The 22283-nt window shown below is 68.1% G+C and carries 14 protein-coding genes; 8 read left to right on the forward strand and 6 right to left on the reverse strand.

The annotated features are described in order from the left end of the window. Positions 1 to 83: 83 nt before the first annotated feature. Together U5760_RS22440 and U5760_RS22445 are read right to left on the reverse strand one after the other, a co-directional pair. Positions 84 to 1937 (reverse strand): glycoside hydrolase family 15 protein, encoded by a 1854-nt coding sequence (locus tag U5760_RS22440; protein WP_322014493.1) that lies wholly within the window; start codon positions 1935 to 1937, stop codon positions 84 to 86. 214 nt (positions 1938 to 2151) lie between these two features. Continuing rightward, positions 2152 to 2301, reverse strand: coding sequence for a DUF3096 domain-containing protein (locus U5760_RS22445; protein WP_322014494.1), 150 nt, complete (start codon positions 2299 to 2301; stop codon positions 2152 to 2154). Between the two features lie 208 nt (positions 2302 to 2509). On the opposite strand from U5760_RS22445, the gene U5760_RS22450 reads away from it, so the two are divergent. Further along, positions 2510 to 3667, forward strand: coding sequence for a lactonase family protein (locus U5760_RS22450; RefSeq protein WP_322014593.1), 1158 nt, complete (start codon positions 2510 to 2512; stop codon positions 3665 to 3667). A 69-nt stretch (positions 3668 to 3736) separates the two neighbouring features. Here U5760_RS22450 and U5760_RS22455 read toward each other — a convergent pair whose 3' ends face one another. Next, the gene (locus U5760_RS22455; RefSeq protein WP_322014495.1) at positions 3737 to 8098 is read right to left on the reverse strand and encodes a DNA translocase FtsK; all 4362 of its coding nucleotides are present in this window, start codon (positions 8096 to 8098) and stop codon (positions 3737 to 3739) included. A 158-nt stretch (positions 8099 to 8256) separates the two neighbouring features. After that, positions 8257 to 8826, reverse strand: coding sequence for an META domain-containing protein (locus U5760_RS22460; protein WP_322014594.1), 570 nt, complete (start codon positions 8824 to 8826; stop codon positions 8257 to 8259). A 349-nt stretch (positions 8827 to 9175) separates the two neighbouring features. Between U5760_RS22460 and purT the strand changes: the two genes are divergently transcribed. From purT to U5760_RS22490, 6 genes are all read left to right on the forward strand, one after another. Beyond that, positions 9176 to 10399, forward strand: coding sequence for a formate-dependent phosphoribosylglycinamide formyltransferase (purT, locus tag U5760_RS22465; protein ID WP_322014595.1), 1224 nt, complete (start codon positions 9176 to 9178; stop codon positions 10397 to 10399). A gap of 118 nt (positions 10400 to 10517) precedes the next feature. Then, the gene (locus U5760_RS22470; protein WP_322014496.1) at positions 10518 to 10706 is read left to right on the forward strand and encodes a DUF6726 family protein; all 189 of its coding nucleotides are present in this window, start codon (positions 10518 to 10520) and stop codon (positions 10704 to 10706) included. A gap of 128 nt (positions 10707 to 10834) precedes the next feature. After that, positions 10835 to 11152, forward strand: coding sequence for an MliC family protein (locus U5760_RS22475; RefSeq protein WP_415914155.1), 318 nt, complete (start codon positions 10835 to 10837; stop codon positions 11150 to 11152). A 240-nt stretch (positions 11153 to 11392) separates the two neighbouring features. Next, a complete protein-coding gene (locus U5760_RS22480; RefSeq protein WP_322014498.1) occupies positions 11393 to 13039 on the forward strand; it encodes an acetolactate synthase large subunit in 1647 nt (548 codons plus the stop codon). An 84-nt stretch (positions 13040 to 13123) separates the two neighbouring features. After that, on the forward strand, positions 13124 to 14560 hold the full coding sequence (locus tag U5760_RS22485) for an aldehyde dehydrogenase family protein (protein ID WP_322014499.1): 1437 nt from the start codon (positions 13124 to 13126) through the stop codon (positions 14558 to 14560). Between the two features lie 460 nt (positions 14561 to 15020). After that, complete coding sequence (locus tag U5760_RS22490; protein WP_322014500.1) at positions 15021 to 16517, forward strand: DEAD/DEAH box helicase; 1497 nt, start codon at positions 15021 to 15023, stop codon at positions 16515 to 16517. Between the two features lie 98 nt (positions 16518 to 16615). Here U5760_RS22490 and gluQRS read toward each other — a convergent pair whose 3' ends face one another. Next, the gene (gluQRS, locus tag U5760_RS22495) at positions 16616 to 17557 is read right to left on the reverse strand and encodes a tRNA glutamyl-Q(34) synthetase GluQRS (protein WP_322014501.1); all 942 of its coding nucleotides are present in this window, start codon (positions 17555 to 17557) and stop codon (positions 16616 to 16618) included. A 23-nt stretch (positions 17558 to 17580) separates the two neighbouring features. After that, the gene (locus tag U5760_RS22500; protein ID WP_322014502.1) at positions 17581 to 18465 is read right to left on the reverse strand and encodes a sulfurtransferase; all 885 of its coding nucleotides are present in this window, start codon (positions 18463 to 18465) and stop codon (positions 17581 to 17583) included. Positions 18466 to 18690: 225 nt separating this feature from the next. Here U5760_RS22500 and dnaE point away from each other — a divergent pair, with 225 nt between their 5' ends. Then, positions 18691 to 22275, forward strand: a complete 3585-nt coding sequence (dnaE, locus tag U5760_RS22505) for a DNA polymerase III subunit alpha (protein WP_322014503.1) — start codon at positions 18691 to 18693, stop codon at positions 22273 to 22275. The last annotated feature ends 8 nt before the right edge of the window (positions 22276 to 22283 follow it).

A 22283-nucleotide genomic window follows, 5' to 3' on the forward strand; every position in this document is an offset into this window, starting at 1 on the left:
CCGGGGCCGGGCATCGACCCCCCGATTGTTGTGCGGCGCAACAACCATAGTTTAACCCACCTGGGCGAAAGCGGATCGCCACGTCACTGCGCCGCAACAGTTTCGGCTTCGGCCGGCACGCCCGCGCACGGCGGGTGTCCCGTTTCCTTCGCCATCTCCTGCTCGTGACGCATGAGGTTCAGCCCCGTGTGCACGAGCGCCACGTGCGAGAACGCCTGGGGGAAATTCCCCACCAGCCGGCCCGCGATCGGATCGTATTCCTCGGCGAGCAGCCCCACGTCGTTCGCGAGCGAGAGGAGTCGTTCGTACATCTTGCGCGCGTCGTCCATGCGGCCCAGCAGCGCGAGGTTATCCACCATCCAGAAGCTGCAGGCGAGGAACGTGCCTTCGCCGGGCGGCAGCCCGTCGTTGAATTCGGTCGTGCGGTAGCGCATCACGAAGCCTTCGCACATGAGGTCGCGCTCGATCGCCGCCACCGTGCCCGCGATGCGCGGGTCCGACGCCGGCAGGAAGCCGACGAGCGGCATGAGCAGCAGGCTCGCGTCGAGCTCGGTGCCGTCGTAGACCTGCGTGAACGTGTTGAGCGTCCTGTTGAAGCTGCGCTCGCAGATGGTTTCGTGGATCGTGTCGCGCAGCGCGCGCCAGTGATCGAGCGGGCCCGGCAGGTCGAACTTCTCCGCCGACTTGACCGCCCGGTCGAACGCCACCCACGCCATCACCTTCGAGAACGTGAAGTGCTGACGGCCGCCCCGCGTTTCCCAGATGCCTTCGTCGGGAGCGGTCCAGATCGTTTCGAGGTGTTCGAGCATCGCGCACTGGATCGACCAGGCCGTGTCGTCGGCCTGCAGGCCGCCCACACGCGCGAGATGCAGCGCGTTCATCACTTCGCCATAGACGTCGAGCTGCAACTGCCCGACCGCGTTGTTGCCGATGCGCACCGGCGCCGAGTTCTCGTAGCCGGGCAGCCAGTCCACCTCGAATTCGGGCAGGCGACGCTCGCCCGCGATGCCGTACATGATCTGCAACTGCGCGGGCGAGCCCGCCATCACGCGGCCGAGCCATGCGCGCCAGGCGCGCGCCTCGTCGTAGTAGCCGCCGCGCATCATGGCGAGCAGCGTGATGGTGGCGTCGCGCAGCCAGCAGTAGCGGTAGTCCCAGTTGCGGGTGCCGCCCAGTTGCTCGGGCAACGACGTGGTGGGGGCCGCGACGATGCCGCCCGTGGGCTCGTAGGCGAGCGCCTTGAGCGTGATGAGCGAGCGGCGGATGGGCCCGGCCCAGCGGCCCTCGACGGTGCCGCGCGCCGACCATTCGGACCAGAAGTTCTCGGTGCGCGCGAGCGCCGAAAACGGATCGCGCGGCGGCGGCAGGCGCAGGTGCGAGGCTGCATAGGCCATCGAGAACGGCACGCGCTCGCCTTCCTTGACCTCGAACGTGGCGACCGTGCGCATGTTCTCGCCCTGCAGGTCGACCGGCGTGCGCAGCACGACCGTGTCCGGGCCGACGATCGCCTTGATGCCGCTTTCGTAGGTGAGCCGGCTCACCCACGGCACCGAAAAGCCGTAGTCGAAACGCAGCACGAGTTCGCACTGCATGCGCACGGTGCCGCGCCGGCCCACCACGATGCGCACGAGCTCCGACCAGCCGTTGCCGGGCGGCATGAAATCGATCAGCGTGACGGCGCCTTCGGGCGTTTCGAAATCGGTTTCGAGGATCAGCGTCTCGCCGCGATAGCGGCGCGTGGTCTTGATCTCGACGCCTTCGCCCGCTTCGGGGGCGATGAGCCAGCGTCCGTTCGCCTCGGTGCCGAGCAGCGCGGCGAAGCACGCACCGGAGTCGAAGCGCGGCCAGCAGAGCCAGTCGATGGAGCCGGCGCGGGACACCAGCGCGGCCGTGTGGCCGTCGCCGATCAGGGCATAGTCTTCAATGGGTGCGGGCATGGTAAGCAATTTGACAGGCGCCGGACGACTCGACAGCGGGTCCGGTACCGGGTTTAACGGCAGATTGCACGCACAAGATTAGTGGCTCCCGGGCCGCTCGTGCAATGCGTTTTGCGTCGTGGGCGCGCGGGCGTACGCAAAAGCGCACCTTGAGAGGGGGCGAGCGGCCGCAGGCGGCGGCGTGCGGCGAGGTAAAGGGAGGGTGTGCGATGCGTCAGAAGTGGCCGTTGGTGCCGAACAGGCCCACGATGCCGATGATGATGAGGTACAGCGCCACGATGTAGTTGAGCAGACGCGGAGCCGCCAGGATCAGGATGCCGGCGATCAGCGAGGCGAGCGGGCCGATGGCGAGATGGACGTTCATGTTCGCTTCCTTGTCGGGCTGGGCACGCGCGGCGCGCGGGCTCCCAACCTCTCTTATACTGGGTCCACATCCTTCAGAGGTTGGCAAGAAAAAGGAGATGGACATGTTCAAGCGCCCTGCTTACGCATACGCCGTGCCCGGCTTCTCCCGCAACCGGCCGCGCGGTCCTGGCGGGCTTACCCGATCGCTCACCCGGGCTCTCGTCATCATGGCCTCCGTTGCTGCCACCCATGCGTTCGCGCAGACGTCTTCCGCCCCCGCGCCCGCAGACGGCGTCTATGACCTGATCGTCGGGACCTATACCGGCGGCAAGAGCGAAGGGCTCTACGTCTATCACTTCGACACGAAGACCGGCGAGGCGACCCCGGTGAGCGTCGCGAAGACGGTGAATCCCTCGTATCTCGTGGTGAGCCGCGACCGCCGCTTCGTTTATGCCGTGAACGAGTTGCCGGGCGACAACGGCCCCGCCTCGCAGCGCGGCAGCGTGAGCGCGTTCGGGTTCGATCCGGCGAGCGGGCAGCTCACGTTTCTCGACAAGGTGTCGTCCGAAGGCAACGATCCGTGTTATCTGAGCCTCTCGCCGGACGGCAAGTACCTGCTCGTCGCGAACTACTCGGTCGCCGCCGACCCGGGCGGCAGCTTCGCCGTGCTGCCCGTCGAGCAGGACGGGCAACTCGGCCCGGCCGTGCTCACCGTGCATCACGACGGCGGCGGCCCGGTGAAGGGTCGCCAGGACAACGCGCACGTGCATTCGACTGTGTTCTCGCCGGACGGCCAGTACCTCTTCACCCAGGATCTCGGCACCGACAAGCTCTACGCTTACCGCTACACGCCGGACGGTAGCCGCGGCCTGTTCGGCCCGACCGAATGGCGCTATACCGACGTAAAGGCGGGCACGGGTCCGCGCCATCTGGTGTTCGGCAACGACGGCCGCTATGCGTATCTCACGAGCGAGCTGGCCGGGACGGTCAGCGTATTCCGCTATCGCGACGGCCATCTGACGCTCGAACAGGTCGAGAAACTCGCCGAGCCGGGCTTCAAGGGCGCGGTGGGGGCCGCGGCGCTGCATCTCTCGCCGGACGGCCGGTTCCTCTATGTCTCGAATCGCGGCGACGCCAACGACATTTCGATCTTTGCCGTCGACGAATCGACCGGGAAGCTTAAGCGCGTGGGGCGCGAGGCAAGTCTCGGCAAGTCGCCGCGCGAGTTCGCCATCGACCCCACCGGGCATTGGCTGATCGTCGGCAACCAGAACAGCGACACGGCCTACGTGTTCCGCCGCGATCCGCAGACGGGCCTGCTCGGGCCGGATCCGAAGCAGATCGATATCGGCTCGCCGGTCGATTTCAAGTTCGTGGCGCCTTGAGGGGAACGGGAAGGCTGCGCCCGAAGGGATGAGACCTGGCGAAAAAGGGGCGGCGCGTGCAGCCCCGTGTCATTCGGGCTGGCCGCCGGGCACGAGCACTTCGCGGCTGCCGTTGATGCCCATCGGCGAGACGAGGCCCGCCGTTTCCATCTGCTCGACGAGCCGCGCCGCGCGGTTGTAGCCGATGCGCAGTTGCCGCTGCACGGACGAAATCGACGCGCGCCGCGTGCGCACGACGAACGCCACGGCTTCGTCGTAGAGCGGGTCGGCCTCGGCTTCGGGGGCGTCGCCGAAGAGGTCCTGCGGCGCGCCTTCGCCGGCGGGGCCATCGAGAATCCCTTCCACGTACTCCGGCTCGCCGAACTGCTTCAGATACTCCACCACGGCATGCACTTCCTCGTCGGCCACGAACGCGCCGTGCACGCGCTGCGGATAGCCCGTGCCGGGCGGCAGGAACAGCATGTCGCCCTGGCCGAGCAGCGACTCGGCGCCCATCTGGTCGAGAATCGTGCGCGAGTCGATCTTCGAGGACACCTGGAACGCCACGCGCGTGGGGATGTTGGCCTTGATGAGGCCCGTGATCACGTCGACCGACGGCCGCTGCGTGGCGAGGATCAGGTGGATGCCCGCGGCGCGCGCCTTTTGCGCGAGACGCGCGATCAGCTCTTCGATCTTCTTGCCCGCGACCATCATGAGGTCGGCCAGCTCGTCGATCACGACCACGATCATCGGCAGCGGCGAGAGCGGCTCCGGCGCCTCGGGCGTGAGCGAGAACGGGTTGCCGATCTTCTTTTCCTGCGCCTCGGCGTCGCGGATCTTCTGGTTGAAGCCCGCGAGGTTGCGCACGCCCACGGCCGACATCAGCCGGTAGCGCTTCTCCATCTCGCCCACGCACCAGTTGAGCGCGTTGGCGGCGAGCTTCATGTCGGTCACCACGGGCGCGAGCAGGTGCGGAATGCCCTCGTACACCGAGAGCTCCAGCATCTTCGGGTCGATCATGATGAGCCGCACGTCCTCGGGCGTGGCTTTGTAGAGGAGCGAGAGGATCATCGCGTTGATCGCGACCGACTTGCCCGAGCCGGTCGTGCCGGCGACGAGCATGTGCGGCGCCTTGGCGAGATCGGTGACGATCGGGTGGCCGACGATGTCCTTGCCCATCGCGATGGTGAGCTTCGACTGCGAGCGGTGGTAGGGCGCCGATTCGAGGATCTCCGAGAGCCGGATCATCTGGCGGCGCGCGTTGGGCAGCTCGAGCCCCATGCAGGTCTTGCCGGGGATCGTTTCGACCACGCGGATCGACGTGAGGCCGAGGCCGCGCGAGAGGTCCTTCATGAGGCCGACGATCTGGCTGCCGCGCACGCCGAGCGCCGGCTCGACTTCGAAGCGCGTAATGACCGGCCCCGCCGAAGCGCCGACGACAGTCACCGGCACCTTGAATTCCTGCAGGCGCTGCTCGATCAGCTGGCTGGTTTCGGCGAGCTTCTGCTCGGAGACGGGCTCCATTTCCGACGACGCGCGCTCGAGCAGATCGACGCCCGGCAGTTCGACGATGGAGGCCGAAAGCGGCTGGAATTCGAAGCTGGTCGGCGCGTGGCCGCGGACGGGCTGACGCGTGGCGGGTTCTGGTGCGGGCGCGGGCGTTGGCGTCGCGGTCGGGACGATGGCTGGCGGCGCGGCGAATGCCGGGGCAAGGTGCTCTGGGGCGACGGGCTGTGCGAGCGGTGCGGCGGCGGGGGAGGGGTCCCAGGGCGCCGGTGCGGCTAGCGGTTGCACAGCGATATCGATCGCGGCGGTAGCCGGTTCGACGTTGCCGGGCGGGTTCGAGGTGGGCGCCTGCCATGGGGCGGCGTCCACCGGCTGCAGGTTTTCTGGCGGATGCGTGAAGATGGCCGGGCCGCCCTCGATGCCCGGCGTCTCGTTCGCGGGTTCTTCGGCGACGGGGTGCGGCGGTGCGTCGGGGACTGCGCGCGCAAAGCGCACGATGTTCGAGCCGTCCGGGATCTCGGGCGGGGCTGGCGGAGCGGGCTGGATCGAAGGTGCTGGATCCAGCGGTGCCGCTTGCGCTTCCCCTTCCCGTTCAGGCTCAATCTCGACGGTGGCCGGCGGCGCTACGTCGTCCTCGGCTTCGGGTTCGACAGTCAGCGCGGCTGGCGCAAATTCATACGCGGGCGGCGAGGCGTGGGCCGAGCTGACGGGCGGTGCTTCGGCTGGGGCGGTTGCGGTCGGCTCTTCGTCCGGGGACTCGTCGTCCAGCAGGATCCACGGCGCGAGACCATGCTCGCTTTCCGGCCACACCGGTTGCGTATGGAAAGGCTCGGATGCGACGGGAGGCGGTGCAAATGCCGGGGGCGTGTCCAGATGCACGGGGTCGAGCCATGTCGTGACGGGCGTCGGCGTGTGCGGTATCGCGACGGCATCGATATGCGGCGGTGTGGCAGCGGCCGAGTGCAGTGAGGTGGACTCTGCCGGATCGAGCATCTCCCAGGGCGATACGCCGATCGGCTCGACAGCAGCAGTCTCAGGTGTTGCTGCGGTCTCGAATGCAGGTGTCAGATCGGTGGCCGCATCCAATACGGCCTCTTGCGCTGCCCTCGGTGCCGGGGACACGGTCGCAGCCGCAGCGAAGGCGTGCTGTGCGGTGTCGTCGCTATCTGGCTGCGCGCCCGGAACTGGCGTGTTTGGCTCCGCCGGGACAGTGTCGGCCGGCATATCGGGTGCAGGCGTCAGCGAGGGCAGATCGAAAGCCGGCATCGCATCGTAGGCAGCCACAACCGGCGCCGTTGTTGCAACCGGTTCCGCTACGGCCGTCGGCGGCGTTGCCGCGTCGGCAGTCACCGGACCCGTGCCCGGCACATCCGGCAGCGGTTCGACAACAGGCTCAGCGACAACCGGTGCGGGCACGGGCGCCGTGGCGACGGATGTCGACTCGCGCGCCCCGGTTTCGCTTTCCGCCGGCGCAGCAGTCTCCGCCGCACGCGGCATGTTCTCTTCGATCGTGTTGCGCCGTGCGAGGCTCGCGCCGGCCAGCGTCGTCCAGCGTGCGGCGTTTTCCTCGATCGAGCGCAGCGTTTCGATCACGCTCGTCGAGAGCGGTTCGCGTGCAGGGGGCGTCGTTGACGCCGCAGGCCGCGAGAAAGCCGGGGACACGCCCGGCGCCTGTACGCCCGGAGTGGCAGCCTGCGATCGCATCGTGTTGCGTGCGGAGGGCGTCGGCCAGACGAACGGGCGCGGCGGCTTCGGCCGCGGCGCGGGCGGGGTGTTCGCGGCGGCGCGCGCTGCCGTGCTGCCCGCGACGGGCGGCGGCGCGCTGCGCCGTACCGGCGGCGGACTCGCAAACGGAGAAGTCAGCGGATCGGGCGGCGCGGCGGCCGTGGCCACGAAGCTGCGCACGGCGGCACTGGCGGCTGCGGCGGCCTGCGACTGCTGCAACGCGGCGGATGCCGACGACGCAACGGGACGTGCGCCCGGCATGGGAGGCCTCGCCGGTTCGGCACGCCAATTCGCCGGAGCGGCGGCGGGCTGGCCGAGCGGCTGAGTGGCGGCGGGCGCAACGGGCGGCGCGCCCGGCGTCATCGGGCGACGGTTGTCGGTGGGCGTGGCGGCGGCGTTGCGCGCCGCGTTAGCCGCCGGCTCGCGCAGCCATCCCGCGGGCGCGACGGGTTCCGTGCGTGCCCAGGCCGGCGACGTCTCCGCGCCGCTGGCAAGACTCGGCTCGACGCGCGAGGCGGGCGCGGCCGGGCGTCCCACTGGGGTAGCGGCCGCAGCTTTGTTGACCACCGCTGGCGCGCCGGCCGCGCCGGCCCGGATCGTTGCAGCGGCTGCAGCCGCCGCGGCGCTTGCGCCCGCCATGCCCGTAGCACCTGTTGCACCTGCAGCACCCGACGCCGCACGGGTGCCGCTGGCCGGCGGCCGCCACACGGTTGGGCGACGGCGCCGCGAGCCATCGAGCGTCGTCGGCGTATTGAGCGTGCCCACGCCGGTCATGTGCGTCGCGAGCGCGTCTTCGGCGCCCGCCCGGCGGCCGCGCGGGGCTGTGTTGTTGTCGTCTTCGCCGCGCGCACGCAGATTGAGGCCGAGCCCGAGCGACACGTCCGCCCAGGCCAGTACGTCGCGCCAGCGGAAATCGACGAGCCACGGCAGGCTCACGAAGAAGAGGCCCGCCATGACGAGCCCCGTGACCGCATGGCCGGCAAGGCCGCCGAGCCCCGAAGCGAGCGCGCGCCCGAGCGCATCGAACCCGGCGATGTCGATGAGCGTCGCTTCGAGCGTGCAGCTTGCGACGAGCACGCAGAAAAAGCCGAGCCAGAGCCGGATCGTGCCCGGTCCGCGCAGGCCCGCGCCGCCCGGCAGGACGGCCCTGACGAGACGCCAGATCAGGGGGATGAACCAGACGGATGAGACGCCGAACCAGCCAGGAACTACCGTGTGCATGCGATAAATCTACGTAGGGAAGAAGTGCAACGCGTCGAGTGTAACGGTTCGGCCCGTTCGGGCCGAACTGCGGGTTGCGGCTACGCCACGCCGCCGGCTTCGGCCCGGCGAGCCTGGCGGGCGCGCCGGGAGCGGCACGCGGTGCCGCCGCACCCCGCTCATTGCCCGGGCTGTGCCGCGTTCGCGTCCGCGGGCGGATGCGTGAAGGTGAGGCGGTCGCCGTCTTCGAGGATGAGGAGGAGCGCCTGGGGCTCGTGCATCTGCACGCCGGTGCGCGCGATGTGCGAGAGGGCGTCGAGATACGCGCCTTCGATGTCGCCGCCCGCGCCAGCGCACGCCATGCGCGTGCCTGCGAGCGGGCCGAACGAGAGCAGGCCGTCCTTGAGCCTATAAGTGCCTATGTAGCGGTTGCAGCCCGAGAAGCCGCTCGCGCGGCGCTGGCCGGTGGCGGTCGAGAGATCGAGCGTGATCGGCCGGCCGTTTGGCGAAGCGACGGGCGCAGCGGCGGCGGGGCTGCTGGCGGCATCGTCGGCAACTGCGGCATCGGCCGCGCCCGGCACGGCGCGCAGCGTGCCGTCGGCTTGTTTCCATTGCACGAGCTGCCACTGGGTGTTGTCGAGCAGTTGCGTGGCGGCGGGCGTGTAGGGGTCGGGCGGCGGCGCCGACGAATCGTGATGCACCGGCATCTTGCAGGCGGCAAGCATCAGCGCGGCGGCGAGGGGTGCCATGCGCGAGGCGATCAGCCCCGCGCGCAGGCGCGGCGGGCGCGGGGCAGGGCGCCCGGATGGTCGCGCGCTCAAGCGCGCGCTCGAACGATCAGGCATCGCATCGGTCCTCGTCGTAGACAGCAAAAAAGCGGCGGAAAACAGCAAAGGCGTAAGCGTAACGCAGTCCGGGGTCTGCGCGCGAGCGCAAAGGCCGCATTACCCTGTTTATCCTGTTCTACGCCCTGTAGCTCGTCCTGTTGTGCGGCGCCTTTCGCATCGTGTTGCGAGCGTCGCGCCGCGAGAGCGGCGTGTTAACATCGGCCCTCTTTCGTATCGTGCAACACCGCATTCCGGAGACATCATGGAGATCATGCAATCGGTCAGGCGCATCGGCACGCCGCTGTCCCCATCGGCGACGCGCGTCATGCTGCTCGGCGCCGGCGAGCTGGGCAAGGAAGTGATCATTGCGCTGCAGCGGCTCGGCGTCGAAGTGATCGCCGTGGACCGCTACGAGAACGCGCCGGGCCACCAGGTCGCGCATCGCGCCCACGTGATCGACATGACCGATCCGCAAGCGCTGCGCGCGCTGATCGACGCCGAGCGCCCGCACCTCGTCGTGCCCGAGATCGAGGCCATTGCTACCGACGCGCTCGCCGCCGTCGAGGCCGGGCGCGTGGCCGAAGTCATCCCCACCGCGCGCGCCGCGCAGCTCACGATGAACCGCGAGGGCATCCGGCGCCTCGCCGCCGAGGAGCTCGGGCTGCCGACTTCGCCCTTTGCGTTCGCCGATTCGCTCGACGAACTGAAGGCGGGCGTCGCGAAAGTGGGCTACCCGTGCGTGGTGAAGCCGGTGATGTCGTCGTCGGGCAAGGGCCAGTCGGTGGTGAAGAGCGAAGCCGATGTCGAGCGCGCGTGGGAGTACGCGCTCGCGGGCGGGCGCGTGAACCACGGCCGCGTGATCGTCGAGGGTTTCATTCGCTTCGACTACGAAATCACGCAGCTCACCGTGCGCGCGATCGATCCGGCGAGCGGCCAGGTCGAAACGTATTTCTGCGACCCGATCGGCCATTTGCAGGTGGACGGCGACTACGTGGAATCGTGGCAGCCGCAGCCGATGAGCGCGAAGGCGCTCGAACGGTCGCGCGAAATCGCGCACAAGGTGACCGAGGCGCTCGGCGGCCGCGGTCTCTTCGGCGTCGAGCTGTTCGTGCGCGGCGACGAGGTCTGGTTCTCCGAGGTGAGCCCGCGCCCGCACGACACGGGGCTCGTGACGCTCGCCTCGCAGCGCTTCTCGGAGTTCGAGCTGCATGCGCGCGCGATCCTCGGCTTGCCCGTCGATACGACCGCGCGCGGTCCGGGGGCGTCGGCCGTGATCTACGGCGGCCTCGAGGCGCAAGGCATCGCGTTCGAGGGCGTGGCCGAGGCGCTGGCCGTGCCGGGCGCGGACCTGCGGCTTTTCGGCAAGCCCGAGAGCTTTGTGAAGCGCCGCATGGGCGTGGCGCTCGCGACGGGCGCCGATATCGAAGAGGCGCGCGAGCGCGCCCGCGCGGCGGCAGCCGCCGTGCGGCCCGTGGCGGGCGGCTCGGCCCGGTGAGCGGGATGCGGCGTTGCCATGCGACGCCGCATCGGACCGTGCATCCGCGTCGGGCTGACCGGCAGCCGTCAGCCGAAGTTAGCCTTCGGCCGTGTCAGGCAGGAACAGGAAGGTGAGCATGAACAAGTCGAAGTCGCTTCGCTGGCTGCGCGCCCTCGTGGCGCTCGCGTGCGTGAGCGCCCTGTCGGGTTGCGGTCTCGCGGCGGCGCCGTGCCGGGTCGCATCGGCGGGATTGAAGATCGTGCCGCTGGTGGGCCACGCGGCCGCCATGCCGACCGACGCCTGCGCCGACGCGATCGACCCCTGATCGCCGTTTCCCGGCAAGCAGCGCGCGGGGCCGTGACGCCGGCAACGAATGATGCACCGATGGAGAACGCAATGAACCACCCGAAGCTCGCGACCTGCGCGGCGCTGCTGACGCTGGCCTCGTCCCTGATGACGGCTGCCGCCGCGGCGCCGCTCGCCGTCAACGAGATCCAGACGCAGACGCGTCACACGTTCAGCTACACCTGCGCGGACGGCAAGACTTTCAAGGTGACCTACCTCAACGCGAAGAACGGCCAGAGCTTCGCGATCGTGCCGGTGGCGGGGCAGAGCCTGCTGTTCGTCTCCACGATCGCCGCTTCGGGCGTGCGCTATCAGGCCGACCGCTATACGTGGTGGACCAAGGGGCCGCGCGCCGATCTCTACGACGCCACCGCAGGCGCAAACGCCGCGCCGGTGCTCGCCGGCTGCGCCACGATCATGCGCTGAGCGAGAGCGCCTCTCGTTTCCAGTCGGTCTCGCGGCCTGGCGACCGCCCGGCCGCGAGCTTTCCCGCCCGCTTCCCGCCCGCTTCCCGCCCGCTTCCCGCCCGCTTCCCGCCCGCTTCCCGCCCGCTTCCCGGCGCAATTTCTGCTGGGGGAGTACGCTGTCGGTCATCCGCGAAGGCCGGCCGCCGCCGCGAGGCAAGCGTGTGCGACCGGCCACCCGCTCACGCTTGCGAGGTGGTCGATGAAAGCATCGGATCTGTTCGTGAAGGCGCTCGAAGCCGAAGGCGTCGAATACGTGTTCGGCATCCCCGGCGAGGAAAACCTCGATCTGCTCGAATCGCTGCGGCGCTCGAAGATCCGCCTGATCGTCACGCGCCACGAGCAGGCCGCGGGTTTCATGGCCGCCACTTACGGCCGGCTCACGGGCCGCACCGGCGTGTGCCTCTCCACGCTCGGCCCCGGCGCCACCAACTTCGTCACGGCCGCCGCCTACGCGCAGCTCGGCGGCATGCCCATGCTGATGGTCACGGGCCAGAAGCCCATCAAATCCAGCAAGCAGGGCCACTTCCAGATCGTCGACGTGGTGCGCATGATGGAGCCGCTCACCAAGTACGCGCGCCAGATCGTCTCCGTCGGCAACATTCCCGCGCTCGTGCGCGAGGCGTTTCGCCAGGCCGAGCAGGAGCGTCCGGGCGCCGTGCATCTCGAATTGCCCGAAGACGTGGCCGACGAAGAAGGCGACGGCAAGCCCATCCCCAAGAGCTACAGCCGCCGCCCCGTGGCCGAGGAAAAAGCCGTGGCGCATGCCGTGGCGGCGATTGCTTCCGCGCGTCATCCGCTCCTCATGATCGGCGCGGGCGGCAACCGCAAGACCACGCGCAACGTGCTGCGCGAATTCGTGGACGAAACCGGCATCCCGTTCTTCACCACGCAGATGGGCAAGGGCGTGATCGACGAATCGCATCCGCTGTGGCTCGGCAACGCGACGCTCTCCGATGGCGATTTCGTGCACCGTGCGATCGAGCACGCCGACTGCATCATCAACGTGGGTCACGACGTCATCGAAAAGCCGCCGTTCTTCATGCGCAGCGCCGAAGAGAAGACTGTGATCCACGTGAATTTCCTCGGCGCCGAGGTCGATCCCGTATATTTCCCGCAGATCGAGGTGGTGGGCGACATCGCCAACGCGGTCTGGCAACTGAAGCAGAGCCTCAAGGCGCGCGAGCACACGTGGGACTTCACGCGCTTCGAGGAGATCAAGCGCCACTTCGACGCGCATCTCGCGCGCGGACAGCACGATCCGCGCTTTCCGATCTACCCGGTGCGGCTCGTGCACGACGTGTACCAGACGATGCCCGAGGACGGCATCCTGTGCCTCGACAACGGCATGTACAAGATCTGGTTCGCGCGCTACTACCGCGCGCACGAACCGAACTCGCTGCTGCTCGACAACGCGCTCGCCTCGATGGGCGCGGGGCTGCCCTCGGCGATCGCCACGAAGATCGTGCATCCCGAGCGGCGCGTGATGGCCGTGTGCGGCGACGGCGGCTTCATGATGAACTCGCAGGAGCTGGAGACGGCGGTGCGCCTGAAGCTCGATCTCGTGGTGCTGCTCCTGCGCGACGACGCGTTCGGCATGATTCGCTGGAAGCAGGAGAACATGAATTTCCCCGACTACGGCATGACGCTGCAGAACCCCGACTTCGTTGCATACGCGCAGAGCTACGGCGCGCACGGCCACCGCGTGAGCGCCGCCGACGAACTCGCGCCGCTGCTCGCGCAGTGTTTCGCGACGCCGGGCGTGCACGTGATCGACGTGCCGATCGACTACACCGACAACGAGCGCGTGCTGAACCGCGAGATCAAGCGGCTTTCCGCGCAGCTTTGACGGCGCGAGGCGCGGGTGCGCGCCTTGCTTCGACGCTTTCCCGGCGTGTTGCGGCGAGCCGCGACGCCTCATGGAGAACCCGCCATGCTGAAACCGACTTATCCGTACTATCTCGCCAACGTTGCGGTGGCCGCCAATACCGACCTCGAAGTCACCGACAAGTACAGCGGCGAAGTGGCCACGCGCGTCGCGCTTGCCGACGCGAAGGCGATCGATCAGGCGATTGCCGCGGCCGAAGCGGCCATGCCCGCGCTGCGCGCGTTCCCGCCCTACCGGCGCCAGGCAGTGCTCGATCATTGCGTCGCGCGTTTTCGCGAGCGCTTCGACGAGCTGGCCATGGCGCTGTGCATCGAGGCGGGCAAGCCGATCAACGATTCGCGCGGCGAGGTCACGCGCCTCATCGACACGTTCCGCGTGGCCGCCGAGGAGTCGGTGCGCATCGACGGCGAGATCATCAACCTCGAAATCTCGGCGCGTGCGAAGGGCTATCACGGCTACGTGAAGCGCGTGCCGATCGGGCCGTGCTCGTTCATCTCGCCGTTCAACTTTCCGCTCAATCTCGCCGCGCACAAGGTGGCGCCCGCGCTCGCGGTGGGCGTGCCGTTCGTGCTCAAGCCCGCGAGCCGCACGCCGGTGGGCGCGCTCATCATCGGCGAAGTGCTGGCGGAAACCGATCTGCCCAAGGGCGCTTTCTCGATCCTGCCCGCACACCGCGACGGCGCCGATCTCTTCACTACCGACGAACGCTTCAAGCTGCTTTCGTTCACGGGCTCGCCGGCGGTGGGGTGGGACCTCAAGAAGAAAGCCGGCAAGAAGAAGGTGGTGCTGGAACTGGGCGGCAACGCGGCGGCCGTGGTCGATGCGGACCAGGACGGCAAGCTCGACTACGTGGTGGACCGGCTTGCCTTCGGCGCGTACTACCAGTCGGGGCAGAGCTGCATCGGCGTGCAGCGCATCCTCGTTCACGCTTCGCTCTACGACGCGTTGCGCGAGAAGCTGATCGCGAAGACGAAGTCGCTCAAGATGGGCGATCCGAAGGACGAAACGACCTTCGTCGGGCCGATGATCTCGGAATCGGAGTCCCGACGGCTCGCGGGCTGGATGGAGGCCGCGGTGCTCGAGGGCGCGAAGATCATCGCGGGCGGCAAGGTGGAGGGCGCGATGTTCGAGGCGACCCTGCTCGAAAACGTCGGCCGCGAAACCGACCTGTACCGCCGCGAGGCGTTCGGGCCGGTGGCGATTCTCGAACGTTTCGACGACTTCGGCGAGGCGCTGAACGTGGTCAACGACAGCGATTTCGGCCTGCAGGCGGGCGTGTTCACCGATTCGCTCGCCAATGCGCACCGCGCCTGGGACACGCTCGACGTGGGCGGCGTGGTAATCAACGATATTCCGTCATTTCGCGTCGATAACATGCCGTACGGCGGCGTGAAGGATTCGGGGCTCGGGCGCGAAGGCGTGCGCTACGCCATCGAGGACATGACCGAACTGCGGCTCATGGTGATGCGCGAGACGTGGTGACGGGGCGGGCACCGGCGTTGCGGCACGCTTTTTAGCGCGGTGCTGGAGGGCGCCCGGGCACAATCCCGGGCACGATATGGGGCTGGAACATTCGGCGAGTCCCGGGAGACGCTGAGGCAGAAGCCGCGGCGGGCTACCACTGGGATTTATGCCAGGGTGCTACAATGCTGCGCTTTCGGCGGGATGCGCCGGCTGTGCGCGGGAACCTCCGGGAACCCGCTGGAGCCGCCGCGCCGTCGAAAGTGAGCCGGGGGTGCGCGTTGCCGCGAGTGTGTGCCCTCCCGCCTCCGGGCCGGGCTGGCGGTGCAAGACACGCCGCTCCGGCCGTACGCCGGTGACTTGCGCCGGGCGTACCCCTTGCGGCCCGCCGGGCCGCGAGCCGCGACCCGCGATCCGTTCAGGCGGGCGGCTACCGATGCCGCCTTGCCATGCGCCCCGGCGCCTTTATAGCGAAGCCACCATGTCCGACACCGACGTCAAGACCAGTACTGCGACCTTCGACCAGTTTGGCCTTGCACCCGAAATCCTCAAGGCCATTCAGGACCAGGGTTACACGACGCCCACACCCATTCAGGCGCAGGCGATCCCCGTGGTGCTCACGGGCCGCGACGTGATGGGCGCCGCGCAGACCGGCACCGGCAAGACCGCGAGCTTCTCGCTGCCGATCATCCAGCGCCTCTTGCCCGGCGCGAGCACGAGCGCTTCGCCCGCGCGCCATCCGGTGCGCGCGCTGATCCTCACGCCCACGCGCGAGCTGGCCGACCAGGTCGCCGCGAACGTGCGCTCGTACGCCGTGCATACGGCGCTGCGCAGCGCCGTGGTGTTCGGCGGCGTGGACATGAATCCGCAGTCCGACGAACTGCGCCGCGGCGTCGAAATCCTGATCGCGACGCCGGGCCGCCTGCTCGACCACGTCCAGCAGAAGACCACGCAGCTGGGCCAGGTGCAGATGCTCGTGCTCGACGAAGCCGACCGCATGCTCGACATGGGCTTCCTGCCGGACCTGCAGCGCATCCTGAACCTGCTGCCGAAGGAGCGCCAGACGCTGCTGTTCTCGGCCACGTTCTCGCCTGAAATCAAGAAGCTGGCGGCGACCTACCTGCGCAACCCGCAGACCATCGAAGTCGCGCGCAGCAACTCCACGGCCACGAACGTCACGCAGGTGGTCTACGAAGTCGCCGAAGGCGACAAGACCGGCGCCGTCGTGCAGCTGATCCGCGATCGCGGCCTCAAGCAGGTGATCGTGTTCTGCAACAGCAAGATCGGCGCGAGCCGTCTTGCGCGCCAGATCGAGAAGCAAGGCATCGTGGCGGCGGCGATTCACGGCGACCGCTCGCAGAACGAGCGCATGCAGGCGCTCGACGCGTTCAAGCGCGGCGAGATCGAGGCGCTGGTGGCGACCGACGTGGCCGCGCGCGGCCTCGACATCGCCGAGCTGCCGGCCGTCATCAACTTCGACCTGCCCTTCAACGCGGAAGACTACGTGCACCGCATCGGCCGCACGGGCCGCGCGGGCGCATCGGGCGACGCGCTTTCGCTGTGCAGCCCGAACGAGAAGAAGCAGCTTGCCGATATCGAGAAGCTCATCAAGCGTCCGCTCACGGTGGAGCGCCTCGTCGTCGATACGCCGGTTGCGCATCACGAGGGCGGCAGCCGTCCGCGTCGCGAGCGCGACGGTCACGAGGGGCGCGAGACCCGCGAAGGTCGTGGCGAGCGCGGCGGCCATCGCCGCAATGCGTCGTTCGACCGGCCGCATCACCATCGCTCGCAGCCCATCGACGAGTTCTTCCTGAAGCCCTACGAGCCCTCGCCGGGCGCGCACAAGGCCGCGGAAGACAAGCCCGCGGCGAATGCCAACGCGCCGCAGAAGGCGCAGTCGAAGCAGCCCCTTGCTGCGCTGCTGGGCGGCCTTGGGTCGTCGTGGCGCAACAAGCCTTCGTCGTCTTCGTCGAGCTGACGCGGGGTTTAGCGGCGGATAAGGGAACGGCGTGCTTGAAGCACGCCATTTTTGCATTTCGGGGCGTCGTTTTAGTCCTGCGTGTTTAGTTCGCGCGTTTAGTCTGCGACCCGCAGCCGCGCGAGCTTGCGCTGCCACGCGCCGATCGCATCGGCCTGGAATGCTTCGAGCGATGCGGGTGCCGGATCCTGCAAGTCGAGCCCCAGATGCCGCGCCGCGGCGAGCAGCGCATCGAGCGGGCGCGCCGTGTCGAGCGCTTGCGCGCCCGTTTGCTTCGAGAGCTTTTCGCCCTCGGCGTTGGTCACGACCGGCACGTGCAGCCAGGCGGGCGTCGTCACGCCCAGACAGCGTTGCAGCCAGATCTGGCGCGCCGTGGAATCGAGCAGATCCGCGCCGCGCACCACGTGCGTGATGCCTTGTTCGGCGTCGTCCACCACCACGGCGAGTTGATACGCCCATTGGCCGTCCGCGCGCAGCAGCACGAAATCGCCGACTTCGGTCGCAAGATCCTGCTGCTGCGGACCTTGCCAGCGGTCGTCGAAACGGATCAGCGCCGCGCTGTCCGCGGCATTGCCGGTGGTGCGGGGAACATAGTCGGGCACGCGCAGCCGCCATGCACGCGCGGGCTTGCCGTGCAGCCCGTTGCGGCAGGTGCCTGGATAGATCAGCGTGGTGTTGCGCTGATGCAGCCGCAGCTGCGAATCGGCGATTTCCTTGCGCGTGCAGCCGCACGGATAAACGTGGCCCGAGGCAATCAACCGGTCGAGCGCCGCGCGGTAGCGATCCGTGCGCGCGCTTTGCCACACGGGTGTCTCGTCGGCGTGAAAGCCGTAGTGTTCGAGCGTGGCGAGGATGTCTTGCGCCGCGCCGGGCACCGTGCGCGGGCCGTCGATGTCTTCGATCCGCACGAGCCACGTACCGCCGTGGGCGCGCGCATCGAGCCAGCTTGCCAGCGCCGAGACGAGCGAGCCGAAGTGCAGCGGGCCGGTGGGCGAGGGCGCGAAGCGGCCTCGGTAGGGCGCCGCCGCTGTCGAATTCACGCTATAGCCTGGGTCCAGCGCGCTCAGGCCGCCGCTGCGGTTTCACCCGCTGCACCGTCCTGCCCGCGCGCCGGATGGCACGCCGGGCAGCTCGCGCCCGCGACATAGAGCGGCGAAGCCTGCTCCGCCGGGCTCACCACCGCGCGGCACGCAAAGCACTGCACCGTGTCGGTCGGTTCGAGACTGGGGTTGAGCGCGGTGCGCTGGTCGAACACGAAGCAGTCGCCCCGGTAGTGCGCGCCGCCCACTTCCTCGAAGTACTTGAGGATGCCGCCTTCGAGCTGATAGACGCTTTCGATCCCCACTTCCTTCATGTGAATCGCGGCCTTTTCGCAGCGGATGCCGCCCGTGCAGAACGAAACGACCGTCTTGCCTTCGAGGTCGGCGCGGTTCGCCTCGATCACGGCGGGGAATTCGCTGAACTTGTGGATGCGGTAGTCGAGCGCGTGCTCGAACGTGCCGACGTCGACTTCGAACGCGTTGCGCGTATCGAGCATCACCACCGGGCGGCCGGCGTCGTCGTGGCCGCGGTCGAGCCAGGCCTTGAGCGTGGCGGGCGCGACCGAGGGCGCGCGGCCTTCTTCGGGGCGGATCGCGGGCTTCTTCATCGTGATGATCTCGCGCTTCAGGCGCACGAGCATGCGATTGAAGGGGCGCGTTTCGGAGAAGCTTTCCTTGAACTGCAGCGTCGCGAACTTGCCCTCGAAGAGCGGATCGTGGTTGACGTAGTCCATGAAGGCACGCACGTTGCCTTCTTCGCCCGCGACGAACAGGTTGATGCCTTCCGGCGCGAGCAGGATCGTACCCCGCAAATCGAGCGACTGGCAGCGCTCGAGCACGTGCGGGCGCCATTCGGCGGTCTTGTCGAGCGTCGCGAACTGGTAGGCGGAGAGATTGAGAATGGGCATGGCTTGAACCGGTGAAACCCGCCCGCGGGAGTCCGGCCGGAATTCGGGGGCCGGGCGGCGGGCGCAATCCTCTATTATCCCTCAAGCACGACGCGCCACGCTCGCGCGGCGCTTGTCGGGCGTCAGGGGTTTTGCGCAAGGCGGGCGTTGCCGGCGATCCAGGTGGCTCATCCTGGCGGCTCCCACCACGCGACCCCAAAAAATTCCCGCGAGGCTGGAGTTACAATGACGCCCATGTCAGATCCCCGCTTCGTTCATCTTCGCGTCCACTCCGAATTCTCGATTGCCGACGGCATCGTGCGTCTCGACGACCTCGTCAAGGCGGCGGCGAAGGACGGCCAGGGCGCGCTCGCGCTCACCGACCTCGGCAACGCATTCGGCCTCGTCCGTTTCTACCAGGAAGCCCGCGGCAAAGGGGTGAAACCCATCGCCGGCTGCGACGTCTGGATCACGAATCCCGACGACCGCGACAAGCCGTCGCGGCTCCTTCTGCTCGTGAAGGACAAGCGCGGCTACCTGAATCTGTGCGAGCTGCTTTCCAGGGCGTGGCTCACGAACCAGTACCGCGGCCGCGCCGAAATCGACGTCGCGTGGCTCGAAGAGGGGCTGGCCGAAGGGCTGCTCGCGCTCTCGGGCGCGCAGCAGGGCGATATCGGCATGGCGTTCGCGGCAGGCAATGCCGAAAGCGCGAAACGTCATGCCGAACGTTGGGCGAAGCTTTTCCCGAACGGTTTCTACATCGAGCTGCAGCGTTGCGGCCAGCCGGGCGGCGAGCCCTACGTGCAGCAGGCAGTCGCGCTCGCGGCGCAGCTGAAGCTGCCCGTGGTCGCCACGCACCCCATGCAGTTCATGACCGACGAGGAATACACCGCGCACGAAGCGCGCGTGTGTATTTCGGAGGGCGACATCCTCGCCAATCCGCGTCGTCAGAAGCGTTTCACGACCGATCAGCGTTTTCGCACCCAGGAAGAAATGGCCGCGCTCTTCGCGGACATTCCCTCCGCGCTCGCGAACACGATCGAAATCGCCAGGCGCTGCAATCTCACGCTCGAACTCGGCAAGCCCAAGCTGCCGCTCTTTCCGACGCCCGACGGCCTCTCGCTCGACGACTACCTCGTGCAGCTCTCGCGCGAAGGGCTGGACAAGCGCCTCGTGCAGCTTTATCCGGACGCGGCCGCGCGCGAAGCCGAGCGGGCGCGCTATAACGAGCGCCTCGACTTCGAGTGCGCAACCATCATCAAGATGGGTTTTCCGGGCTACTTCCTGATCGTCGCGGACTTCATCAACTGGGCCAAGAACAACGGCGTGCCGGTGGGCCCGGGCCGGGGCTCGGGGGCGGGCTCGCTCGTCGCGTACGCGCTCGGCATTACCGACCTCGATCCGCTGCGCTACAACCTGCTCTTCGAGCGCTTCCTGAATCCGGAACGCGTGTCGATGCCCGACTTCGACATCGACTTCTGCCAGCACGGCCGCGATCGCGTGATCCAGTACGTGAAGGAGAAGTACGGCGCCGGCGCCGTTTCGCAGATCGCCACCTTCGGCACCATGGCCGCGAAGGCGGCCGTGCGCGACATCGGCCGCGTGCTCGACCTCGGCTACAACTTCACGGACGGCGTGGCCAAGCTCATTCCGTTCAAGCCGGGCAAGCACGTCACGATTGCCGACGCGATGAAGGAAGAGCCGCTCTTGCAGGAGCGCTACGACAACGAGGACGAAGTGCACCAGCTGCTCGACCTCGCGCAGCTCGTGGAGGGCCTCACGCGTAACGTCGGCATGCACGCGGGCGGCGTGCTGATTGCGCCGGGCAAGCTCACCGACTTCTGCCCGCTCTACACGCAGGGCGACGAAAGCGGCGTGGTGAGCCAGTACGACAAGGACGACGTGGAAGCCGTCGGCCTCGTGAAGTTCGACTTTCTGGGCCTCACCACGCTCACGATTCTCGACTGGGCCGAGCGCTATATCCGCATGCTCGATCCGTCGAAGCAGGACTGGTCGCTCGCCCAGGTGCCGCTCGACGACGCCGCGTCGTTCCAGATTCTCAAGAAGGCCAACACGGTCGCCGTGTTCCAGCTGGAAAGCCGCGGCATGCAGGGCATGCTCAAGGACGCCCAGCCCGACCGCTTCGAGGACATCATCGCGCTCGTGGCGTTGTACCGTCCGGGCCCGATGGACCTGATCCCGAGCTTCTGCGCACGCAAGCACGGCCGCGAAACGGTGGACTATCCCGATCCGCGCGTCGAACCGGTTCTGAAAGAGACCTACGGCATCATGGTCTATCAGGAGCAGGTGATGCAGATGGCGCAGATCATCGGCGGCTACTCGCTCGGCGGCGCGGACTTGCTGCGCCGCGCGATGGGCAAGAAAAAGCCCGAGGAAATGGCCAAGCACCGCGAGATCTTCGCGGAGGGCGCAGCGAAGAACGGTCTCACGCGCGAGAAGGCCGACGAGACCTTCGACTTGATGGAGAAGTTCGCGGGCTACGGCTTCAACAAGTCGCACGCGGCCGCGTATGCACTGCTCGCCTATCACACGGCGTGGCTCAAGGCGCACCATCCGGCGGAATTCATGGCGGCGAATATGTCGCTCGCCATGGACGACACCGACAAGGTGAAGATCCTCTTCGAGGATTGCATCACCAACAAGATGGCCGTGCTGCCGCCGGACATCAACGCCTCGGCGTATCGCTTCGAGCCGGTGGCCGAAGCCGATGGTTCGCGCTCGCGCACGATTCGCTACGGACTTGGCGCGATCAAGGGCAGCGGCCAGAACGCCATCGAAGAAATTCTGCGCGCGCGCGAAGAGGGCGGGCTCTTCAAGGACCTGTTCGACTTTTGCGAGCGCATCGACCGCCGTCTCGTGAACCGCCGCACGATCGAAGCGATGATCCGCGCGGGTGCGTTCGATACGCTCAACGGCAATCGTGCGCAATTGCTCGCCTCGGTGCCGCTCGCGATGGAAGCCGCCGACCAGGCGAGCGCGAACGCCATGCAGGCGGGTCTCTTCGACATGGGCGACGCGCCGCTCGCCGAGCACGAGCTCGTGGACGAACCCGCGTGGCCCGAAAAGCGCAAGCTTCAGGAAGAGAAGGCCGCGCTGGGGTTCTATCTCTCGGGTCACCTGTTCGACGCGTACAAGGACGAAGTGCGCCGCTTCGTGCGCCAGAAGATCGGCGAGCTCAAGGAAGGGCGCGACAAACTGATCGCGGGCGTGATCGCCTCGCTGCGCACGCAGATGACCCAGCGCGGCAAGATGCTGATCGCGCTGCTCGACGACGGTTCGGGGCAGTGCGAAGTGACCGTGTTCAACGAGCAGTACGAGGCGCACAAGGCGCTCTTCAAGGAAGACGAGCTGCTGGTCGTGCAAGGCGGTGCGCGCAACGACGCATTCACGGGCGGCATCCGCTTCACCGTGGATACGGTGATGGATCTGGAGCGCGCACGCAGCCGCTACGCGCAGGCCGTGAAGGTGCAGATGAACGGCAATGCCGACGCGCACGCGCTGCGCGCCGTGCTCGAAGCGCATCGCGCGAAGCCCGACGATACGCTGCCCGCTCCGGTGGAGCAGGCCCGCAGCCGGGGTGGCCGCGAGGGCGGCGGCGGTGGGGGGTATGGCGGCGGCTACGGCGGGCGCGACCGCGAACGCAGCCAGGTGGTGATTCCGAACGGACTGGCCGTGCAGATCGTGTATCGCGGCGAGCGCGCCGAGGGCGAAGTGCGTCTGGGCGACGCCTGGCGCGTCAAGCCGACCGACGACCTGCTTGCGGCGCTGCGCGGCGAGTTCGCCGGCAGCGCGATCGAGATCGTCTATTGAGCCTCAGG

This window comes from Paraburkholderia sp. J12, from assembly GCF_905220215.1.
Taxonomy (GTDB): domain Bacteria; phylum Pseudomonadota; class Gammaproteobacteria; order Burkholderiales; family Burkholderiaceae; genus Paraburkholderia.

Excerpts from the sequence above, each read along its gene's own strand:
- U5760_RS22440 (WP_322014493.1), bottom strand. The coding sequence starts at position 1,937 with ATGCCCGCACCCATTGAAGACTATGCCCTGATCGGCGACGGCCACACG.
- U5760_RS22445 (WP_322014494.1), bottom strand. The coding sequence starts at position 2,301 with ATGAACGTCCATCTCGCCATCGGCCCGCTCGCCTCGCTGATCGCCGGC.
- U5760_RS22450 (WP_322014593.1), top strand. The coding sequence starts at position 2,510 with ATGGCCTCCGTTGCTGCCACCCATGCGTTCGCGCAGACGTCTTCCGCC.
- U5760_RS22455 (WP_322014495.1), bottom strand. The coding sequence starts at position 8,098 with ATGCACACGGTAGTTCCTGGCTGGTTCGGCGTCTCATCCGTCTGGTTC.
- U5760_RS22460 (WP_322014594.1), bottom strand. The coding sequence starts at position 8,826 with ATGGCACCCCTCGCCGCCGCGCTGATGCTTGCCGCCTGCAAGATGCCG.
- purT (WP_322014595.1), top strand. The coding sequence starts at position 9,176 with ATGCAATCGGTCAGGCGCATCGGCACGCCGCTGTCCCCATCGGCGACG.
- U5760_RS22470 (WP_322014496.1), top strand. The coding sequence starts at position 10,518 with ATGAACAAGTCGAAGTCGCTTCGCTGGCTGCGCGCCCTCGTGGCGCTC.
- U5760_RS22475 (WP_415914155.1), top strand. The coding sequence starts at position 10,835 with ATGACGGCTGCCGCCGCGGCGCCGCTCGCCGTCAACGAGATCCAGACG.
- U5760_RS22480 (WP_322014498.1), top strand. The coding sequence starts at position 11,393 with ATGAAAGCATCGGATCTGTTCGTGAAGGCGCTCGAAGCCGAAGGCGTC.
- U5760_RS22485 (WP_322014499.1), top strand. The coding sequence starts at position 13,124 with ATGCTGAAACCGACTTATCCGTACTATCTCGCCAACGTTGCGGTGGCC.
- U5760_RS22490 (WP_322014500.1), top strand. The coding sequence starts at position 15,021 with ATGTCCGACACCGACGTCAAGACCAGTACTGCGACCTTCGACCAGTTT.
- U5760_RS22500 (WP_322014502.1), bottom strand. The coding sequence starts at position 18,465 with ATGCCCATTCTCAATCTCTCCGCCTACCAGTTCGCGACGCTCGACAAG.
- dnaE (WP_322014503.1), top strand. The coding sequence starts at position 18,691 with ATGACGCCCATGTCAGATCCCCGCTTCGTTCATCTTCGCGTCCACTCC.